The sequence below is a fragment of the Vreelandella rituensis genome (genome assembly GCF_003336665.1).
In the GTDB taxonomy this organism is placed as follows: Bacteria; Pseudomonadota; Gammaproteobacteria; order Pseudomonadales; family Halomonadaceae; genus Vreelandella; species Vreelandella rituensis.
The window spans coordinates 42,642-49,707 of the sequence record NZ_QPIJ01000031.1; the positions used below are offsets into that span (position 1 = coordinate 42,642).

Consider the following 7,066-nt stretch of genomic DNA (forward strand, 5'->3'; position numbering starts at 1 on the left):
CCTAGAACGGCATGGATGCCGTGAGCCAAGGCGGATAGAATGGACAGATCATTTCCCGCCCTCCTCGTTTACCTATAGCAAGGATCGCTCTTCGCGATGAATATACCCAACATCCTGACACTGGCTAGAATCGCATTCATTCCTTTACTGGTGGTGCTGTTTTACCTCCCCTTCGATTGGAGCTTGCCGCTAGCAGCCGCTCTCTTCGGAGTCGCCGCGCTGACAGACTGGCTGGATGGTTACCTGGCCCGCCGCTGGAACCAATCGACGCCGTTCGGTGCCTTTCTCGACCCCGTGGCTGATAAGCTCATGGTGGTTGTAGCGCTGGCCTTGCTCATCGAACGTTATGAAACCTTGATTCTGACGTTGCCCGCTCTGGTCATCATCGGCCGGGAAATTGTCATTTCCGCTTTGCGGGAATGGATGGCGGAAATGGGCAAGCGTGGACAAGTGGCCGTTTCCTGGATCGGCAAGGTAAAAACCACCTTGCAGATGATCGCGCTCCTGGTATTACTGGCCTTTCCTCCCGGCCACAGCCTGGCACTGGTCGGCGTTATTACTTTGTATGCCGCGGCTATTCTGACCCTATGGTCGATGATTCAGTATCTGAAAGCTGCATGGCCGCACCTAAGCCGTTCGATGTAACGCATCAAGCCGTTGACAGACACAGGTTTATCCGTATAATTCGCCCACGAGTCGAGCGGGAATAGCTCAGCGGTAGAGCATCGCCTTGCCAAGGCGAGGGTCGGGAGTTCGAATCTCCTTTCCCGCTCCATTGACTCTTGAAGGCTGGATGGCAGAGTGGTTATGCAGCGGACTGCAACTCCGTGTACGCCGGTTCGATTCCGACTCCAGCCTCCATCACATTTCGAAGCAGTGCCTATCCTTGTGCAATGCTTGGCAGTATCCAGACCGCCCGGATGGCGAAATCGGTAGACGCAAGAGACTTAAAATCTCTCGGGGGCAACCCCGTGCCGGTTCAAGTCCGGCTCCGGGCACCAAATACCCTGTCTGAATCTCTCCTTTCGATTTTCCTTCTTTAGCTGCCCCAGCTTCCGGCACCGCCCTCCTTTACTAATCTCGACGCTCATGCCGTTGTTGATTGGGCAATTGTCTGATTACAAGCAGCATCGCTAAACACCGGCTTTCACGTTATGATTCGACTCCCCCAACCACTTGGGTTGGATCGGCCGCTCGTGCTCAAGATTGCCTAGGCCAGGCTCTGTCTGAAAGGAGATTCGGCCCATGACCCCGCCTCAACCCGACGTATTGATTATCGGTGGTGGTGTTGCCGGCTTAACCCTGGCATTGGAAATTGCAGATAGCCGTCCGGTAACCCTGGTGCGCCCCGCTCAGGATGATCAAGGTGCAAGCCGCTGGGCTCAGGGAGGGATTGCGGCGGTACTTTCGCCGGATGACGATCTCGACGCACATATCAATGACACATTAATCGCCGGGGATGGTCTTTGCGACCCGCAGGCCGTACGTTTCACTGTGGAAAACGGCCCCGCTGCCATCCAGTGGCTAATTGATACCGGTGTGGCGTTCACCCCCGACCCCGACCCCAAGGCGCGCTACCCCTATCACCTGACGCGCGAAGGCGGGCATGGTGCCAGACGCATCATTCATGCGGATGATGCCACCGGCCGTGCCGTGGTCGATACCTTGTTGCACAAGGTAGCTCAGCATCCGCAGATTACCCAACGCAGCGACCTGGCGGTTATCGGCCTGCTACGCGACGTAGCTGGCCAATGTCGTGGTGCTTACTGCCTGGATGACGCTGCCCAGCCTCACACCCTGGTTGCCGATGACACCGTGCTAGCCACCGGGGGGGCCAGCGGGCTTTATCTGCACACCACCACGCCTGCACCGGCCAGCGGCGAAGGCATGCTCATGGCCGCCGAGCTCGGCGCAACGCTAATGAATCTGGAATTTCAGCAGTTTCACCCCACTTGTCTTTATGATCCCGAAGGCCAGGCCTTCTTGATCAGTGAAGCAGTGAGAGGTGAAGGAGGTCGATTGCTCAATGAACATGGGCATCGCTTCATGCTTGATATTGACCCACGTGGCGAACTGGCTCCTCGCGACATCGTGGCTCGAGCCATCGATGCCGAGATCCAGCACGGCACGCAAGGTCATGTTTGGCTGGATATTCGCCATCTCGATGAAACGGCCATTCGCCATCACTTCCCCACGATTCTTGCCCATTGCGCCTCGCGCGGCATCGATATTATACAGCAACCGATACCCGTGGTACCGGCGGCGCATTACAGCTGCGGCGGGATTGCCACCGACCTGCAGGGAGCCAGCAATGTACCCCGGTTATATGCCATCGGTGAAGCGGCTTGTACAGGCCTGCATGGCGCCAATCGCATGGCAAGCAACTCTTTGCTCGAATGCCTGGTGTTTGCCCGGAGTTGCGCTCAGGCACTGCGCGCGCCCAGGTCGCGCCCTAACGTCGCCTTAGTGCCGCTTGCGTTACCTCAAGCCACAAATGGTAATGACGATGACGGTGAAGAAATTGCCCGGATTCGCCGGCATATGCGTCAGACCATGAGCCAGTACGTTGCCATCGTTCGCAATGACCAAGGGCTCGACACCGCCGCAGCGCAGCTGAAAGCACTTCAACAAAGACTGGGGGAAATAGCCTCAGGCACAGAAAACAGGGTCGCTCTCCAACAGCTGGGCCAGGCCCTGCAATTGGCGCGGCTGACAGTGGCATGCGCGAGAAAGCGCCACGAATCACGCGGACTTCACTACAACCTTGATTGGCCTGATATCGCGGAGAGGGCGGCCGCCTCTCTGATAACACTCGATGCGCTCGATTAGTCGCTCAAGGGTAACGCAACCATCTGCGCAGAACGCGGCGCTGCTCTGCAGGGGCGCTGTCCGGCCAAAGCCATATCCGGCGCCCTGCCACGCGCAAGCCTATCAACCAAGGACCCAGGTAATCGCATTGCACTGAGCAATCCGGCCCCGGTCTCTGTTGGCTGGTCTGCCACTGAGCCAGGCAAGCCGGGAAGGTACCGGATATCGTCAAGGTGCCCCGAGCTTGATTGCGCGCTTCCTTGACAATACCCAGCGCAGTGAAAAGCATCACAAGCCCGCCGACAAGAACCCCCGCCACCCAGCCGGCCATGACCACAAGCCACAGTGCCAACACCAGTTGAAGGGCTATCGCCAGTCTAGAGGGTGCGATATGCAGAATTATCCGTGGTTTCGGCATGTTCAACGATCATTTTCACGATACGTCGCCGCTCCGGCTGCTGCGGCCATTCACGGCGCATTAACCACATGAACAGATCCTGATCCTCTTCCTCGATCAGCGCTTCATAGGCCAACTGGTCTTCTTTATCGAGCTGGACGAAGCGCTGCTCGAGAAAAGGGATCAATAGCAAATCCAACTCCCACATGCCACGACGAGAATGCCAATAGAGCCGCTTACGTAGTATGGCGTCCGAGGACGTGTCTTCGCTCAATGTCAGCCTCTGCAATAGGAGAAATGAACCGCTAGTATACCTCAGAGGGATAGGCACGCCAGCCTTGCTGCAGGCGCTGAAGACAATCTAGCCTAGTACCTTGTTTTATCTAAATTGTTTTATCCAGGATTGCACAGTATGCTGAGAAGAGTGCCATGAGGTCGGACGTACGCCACGGCCTTCAACGTTCGCATGGAGCCAACCGATGACCAAGTCAGAATTGATTGAACAAATCGCAATGCATCAGCCCGAATTATCCGTCAAGGAAGTGGAAACAGCGGTGCGCCTGATACTTGATGACATCACCGATGCCCTAGCCACTGGCGGGCGCGTGGAAATCCGCGGATTCGGCAGTTTTTCTCTGCATTATCGAGAACCGCGTACAGGGCGCAATCCCAAAACAGGCGACCCAGTGGAACTGGAGGGCAAGTACGTGCCTCACTTCAAGCCTGGCAAGGAGCTACGAGAACAAGTGGATGCCAGTCGCGCCTTGGGCTACTGAGATTACAGTTTACTTCGCCCAACGCGAAACTATCCGACCTTATGCGGATGACGTCGCGCGTCGACTCATTCACAATAGCCACACTGAACAAGTCACTGACTAGGAAACTCTCATGCGTTGGATAAAAGGGCTGATTCTGGCCGTTATTCTGCTATTGGTAATACTGACAGGCATCTTGTTTGCCGTTAACAACCAGCAAACCATCGGCCTGAACCTGATATGGGTGGAACTACCGCCAGTATCATTATCCGTATGGCTGCTGGCTGCCCTTGCCGTGGGTGTCGTGCTAGGCATGCTGGCCATGCTCGGCGTCTATGTGCGTTTGAGAGCCCTGCTCTCCCGAGCCGAACGGCAAAATAAACAACAACGCAAAGAACTGGATAGCCTGCGCACTCAGGAGCTCAAGGAACTGGCGTAAATGTTCGATATCGTGCTGCTGGCCGTTTTGTTGGCAGCCATTGCCATTGGTTATGGGTTGGGCCGGTATCGTGCATATCGCAATTTCTCGCGCGCCCAGCCCCCTTCCAGAACGCCTTCACGCGATTATTTCGTCGGGCTGAATCACTTGCTCAATGAACAACCCGACCAGGCTATTACCACTTTCATCAACGTACTCGAAGTTAACAGCGATACGATTGATACCCACATTGCCTTGGGCAAGCTGTTTCGTTCACGCGGCGAAGCGGACAAGGCTGTCAGCATCCATCAGAACCTGCTCGCCCGCCCGGCACTCAGCTCACATCAGAACGAAGAGGTGCAGCTTGAACTGGCGCACGACTTCATGGCACTGGGCCTTTATGACCGCGCCGAACGCTTACTCCGCTCGCTCCTCGGCATCACTCGCAACGATGCTCACCAGGAGGCCGCCAAGCAGTTACTGGTCAATCTGTTCGAGCGTGAAGGGGAATGGCAAGCGGCGCTCGATGTCACCTTGCCGACGCTGAAGCATCATCCCGAAATGCGCCGCCCTGCCGCACATTGGTTATGCGAAATCGCCCAAAAAGATATTCAGCAAGCCAGCCGCGCCCTGGCCAAGCGCCATTTGCGCAAGGCCCTGCAACTGGATGAAAACTGTGTGCGTGCCACGCTGATGTTGGCTGAACTGGCCATGGAAAATGGGCATTATTCTCACGCCATCAAGCAACTGGCGCGCATCCCCGCTCAGGACAAAGATCATATCCCCACCTTGCTGCCCCTGCTAAAGCGCGCTTACAACCTCAACAACAATGAGGTCGGCCTGAAGCAACACCTGGAGCAGTTACTGAGTGAGACGCCCTACACCAGTGTGATTATCTTGCTGGGTGACGTTATTCATCAACAGGAAGGGGTAGACAAAGCCATCGAGGGCGTCGGCAATCAATTGAGCCGAGCCCCCAGCTTAGGGGGCATTGATTACTTGATAAACTTGTACATGGAAAGCCAACGCCTGGACGGAAGGCCAACCCCCGACTCTCGCCTGGTGCTGCTAAAACGCCACACTCACGCCCTGCTCGAAAACCGACCTCGCCACCGCTGTCAGCGCTGCGGGTTCGATGGTGACGTACTGCACTGGCAGTGCCCCGCCTGTCGACGTTGGGGTACCACCAAGCCGATCACCGGGGTCGAAGGCGAGTAAGCTAGCTGGACACCGACAACTCGGTTTGAATAGCAGCCAATGCCGCTATGGGATCTTTCGCTTGCGTTACCGGCCTGCCGATCACCAGATGCGTGCTCCCCGCCGCCATTGCCTGTTTTGGCATCATGATACGTTGCTGATCATCGGCTGCAGAAAAACTTGGCCGGATGCCAGGAGTTACCTTCAAGAAGTCTTCTCCACAGATCTTTTTTAGTCGACCCGCTTCCTGGGCGGAACACACCACCCCCTGCATTCCGCTTTGTTGAGCAAGTAACGCCAAGCGCTCCACATGATCGGCAGGCGACGCCGTAACGCCCACTTCCCGCAAATCCTCGGCATGCAGACTGGTCAACACCGTGACCGCGATCAAATGCGTATGCAGGTCATGCTGTGCCAACCGCTCGCGCGCAGCCTCCATCATCCTTCGACCACCCCCGGCATGCAAATTGACCATCCACACGCCCTGCTCCGCGGCCGCCTGCACGGCACTCGCTACGGTGTTGGGAATATCATGAAACTTGAGATCCAGAAACACCTCGAAGCCTCGCCCATGCAGTGCCTCGATCACGCTCGGCCCGCTACGCGTAAACAACTCCTTGCCTACCTTGACCCGGCAATGCCGAGGATCCAGCTGGTCAGCCATGCACAGCGCGGCATCCAGCGAAGGGTAATCCAACGCAATAATCAGAGGGGATTCAGTCGACACGATGGGAACTCCAACAATAATTTTCCGAAGTATACCAGCCTACCGACAGCTCACCAGCCATTGAGCTTTTCATCGGTTGTTGAGCTTTTCAGGAATCCAGCATGTAAGCATTTTCTCTCTTTATTGAAAGTAAATGGTTACATGAAAAAGCGGCTTTTCCGACAGAAATTTTTACGCAGATGCGTATGTTGGGTAATGACCTCACAAGCTGCGTGGTCACCTCATCTGGCTAACGCAACTCGCAATACTGCGGCCAGGCATTGTGGGATCTGTTTTTACGCCGCCATTTTTTACAAGCTGCGGTAATCTGATGAAAGGATCATTCAAGGGATTTCTTGCTGCGCTTTTGCTTGGATTGGGCTTGAGCATGGGGACATCGTTGTTTGCTCAAGAAGTTCCCCGATTAACGTCAATACCGCTGATGCAGAGCTTCTCGCGGAGCTACCGGGCATCGGCCCCAGCCGTGCCGCCGCCATCATCGAAGAGCGCGAAAGCAACGGCGATTTCGCAGATGCCCAAGCACTGACAAGAGTCAGCGGCATCGGACCGGCCACGGTGGAAAATATGCAGGAACAGCTAGCGTTCTGACAGGCTGGAAAAAGCCCGGCACTCTGGATGCCGGGCTTGGAAACGGTCAAACCCTCTAGGAGACTGTCGGATTAAGGGGCGCGAATCGCAGAAGCAGCGTCCCTTCGTTGGTTTTTCCGCAGGGTAGGCGATCCTGCGGTTGGAAAGGTGCTTTCGCCTTCTACAGCCTTGTCTTG

At 56.0% G+C, this 7,066-nt stretch carries 9 protein-coding genes and 3 tRNA genes; 9 read left to right on the forward strand and 3 right to left on the reverse strand.

All coding sequences use genetic code 11. The features are described 5' to 3' along the window. Nucleotides 1–96: 96 nt before the first annotated feature. The 5 genes from pgsA (at nucleotide 97) to nadB (ending at nucleotide 2,829) form a co-directional block, all read left to right on the forward strand. The gene (gene pgsA, locus DU506_RS12940; protein ID WP_114487328.1) at nucleotides 97–645 is read left to right on the forward strand and encodes a CDP-diacylglycerol--glycerol-3-phosphate 3-phosphatidyltransferase; all 549 of its coding nucleotides are present in this window, start codon (nucleotides 97–99) and stop codon (nucleotides 643–645) included. Between the two features lie 55 nt (nucleotides 646–700). Further along, nucleotides 701–775 (forward strand) — tRNA-Gly (locus tag DU506_RS12945). A 12-nt stretch (nucleotides 776–787) separates the two neighbouring features. Then, nucleotides 788–861, forward strand: a tRNA-Cys gene (locus DU506_RS12950). Between the two features lie 53 nt (nucleotides 862–914). Then, a tRNA-Leu gene (locus DU506_RS12955) sits at nucleotides 915–1,001 on the forward strand. Between the two features lie 244 nt (nucleotides 1,002–1,245). Further along, nucleotides 1,246–2,829: an L-aspartate oxidase gene (gene nadB, locus DU506_RS12960; RefSeq protein ID WP_114487329.1), complete on the forward strand. Its 1,584-nt coding sequence runs from the start codon at nucleotides 1,246–1,248 to the stop codon at nucleotides 2,827–2,829. 4 nt (nucleotides 2,830–2,833) lie between these two features. Here nadB and DU506_RS12965 read toward each other — a convergent pair whose 3' ends face one another. Then, entirely contained in the window at nucleotides 2,834–3,226 is a 393-nt protein-coding gene (locus tag DU506_RS12965; protein WP_147273753.1) for a protein YgfX, read from the reverse strand. Beyond that, the gene (locus DU506_RS12970; RefSeq protein ID WP_114487331.1) at nucleotides 3,186–3,479 is read right to left on the reverse strand and encodes an FAD assembly factor SdhE; all 294 of its coding nucleotides are present in this window, start codon (nucleotides 3,477–3,479) and stop codon (nucleotides 3,186–3,188) included. The genes DU506_RS12965 and DU506_RS12970 overlap by 41 nt, the downstream gene beginning before the upstream one ends. A 205-nt stretch (nucleotides 3,480–3,684) precedes the next feature. On the opposite strand from DU506_RS12970, the gene DU506_RS12975 reads away from it, so the two are divergent. The 3 genes from DU506_RS12975 (at nucleotide 3,685) to lapB (ending at nucleotide 5,596) form a co-directional block, all read left to right on the forward strand. After that, complete coding sequence (locus DU506_RS12975) at nucleotides 3,685–3,981, forward strand: integration host factor subunit beta (RefSeq protein WP_114487332.1); 297 nt, start codon at nucleotides 3,685–3,687, stop codon at nucleotides 3,979–3,981. Between the two features lie 112 nt (nucleotides 3,982–4,093). Then, on the forward strand, nucleotides 4,094–4,399 hold the full coding sequence (locus DU506_RS12980) for a LapA family protein (protein WP_114487333.1): 306 nt from the start codon (nucleotides 4,094–4,096) through the stop codon (nucleotides 4,397–4,399). Then, on the forward strand, nucleotides 4,400–5,596 hold the full coding sequence (lapB, locus tag DU506_RS12985; protein ID WP_114487334.1) for a lipopolysaccharide assembly protein LapB: 1,197 nt from the start codon (nucleotides 4,400–4,402) through the stop codon (nucleotides 5,594–5,596). It begins immediately after the preceding gene. A gap of 1 nt (nucleotide 5,597) precedes the next feature. On the opposite strand, the gene pyrF is transcribed toward lapB, so the two are convergent. Continuing rightward, nucleotides 5,598–6,302, reverse strand: a complete 705-nt coding sequence (gene pyrF / locus DU506_RS12990) for an orotidine-5'-phosphate decarboxylase (protein WP_114487335.1) — start codon at nucleotides 6,300–6,302, stop codon at nucleotides 5,598–5,600. A 402-nt stretch (nucleotides 6,303–6,704) separates the two neighbouring features. On the opposite strand from pyrF, the gene DU506_RS12995 reads away from it, so the two are divergent. Continuing rightward, on the forward strand, nucleotides 6,705–6,890 hold the full coding sequence (locus DU506_RS12995) for a ComEA family DNA-binding protein (RefSeq protein ID WP_328587980.1): 186 nt from the start codon (nucleotides 6,705–6,707) through the stop codon (nucleotides 6,888–6,890). The last annotated feature ends 176 nt before the right edge of the window (nucleotides 6,891–7,066 follow it).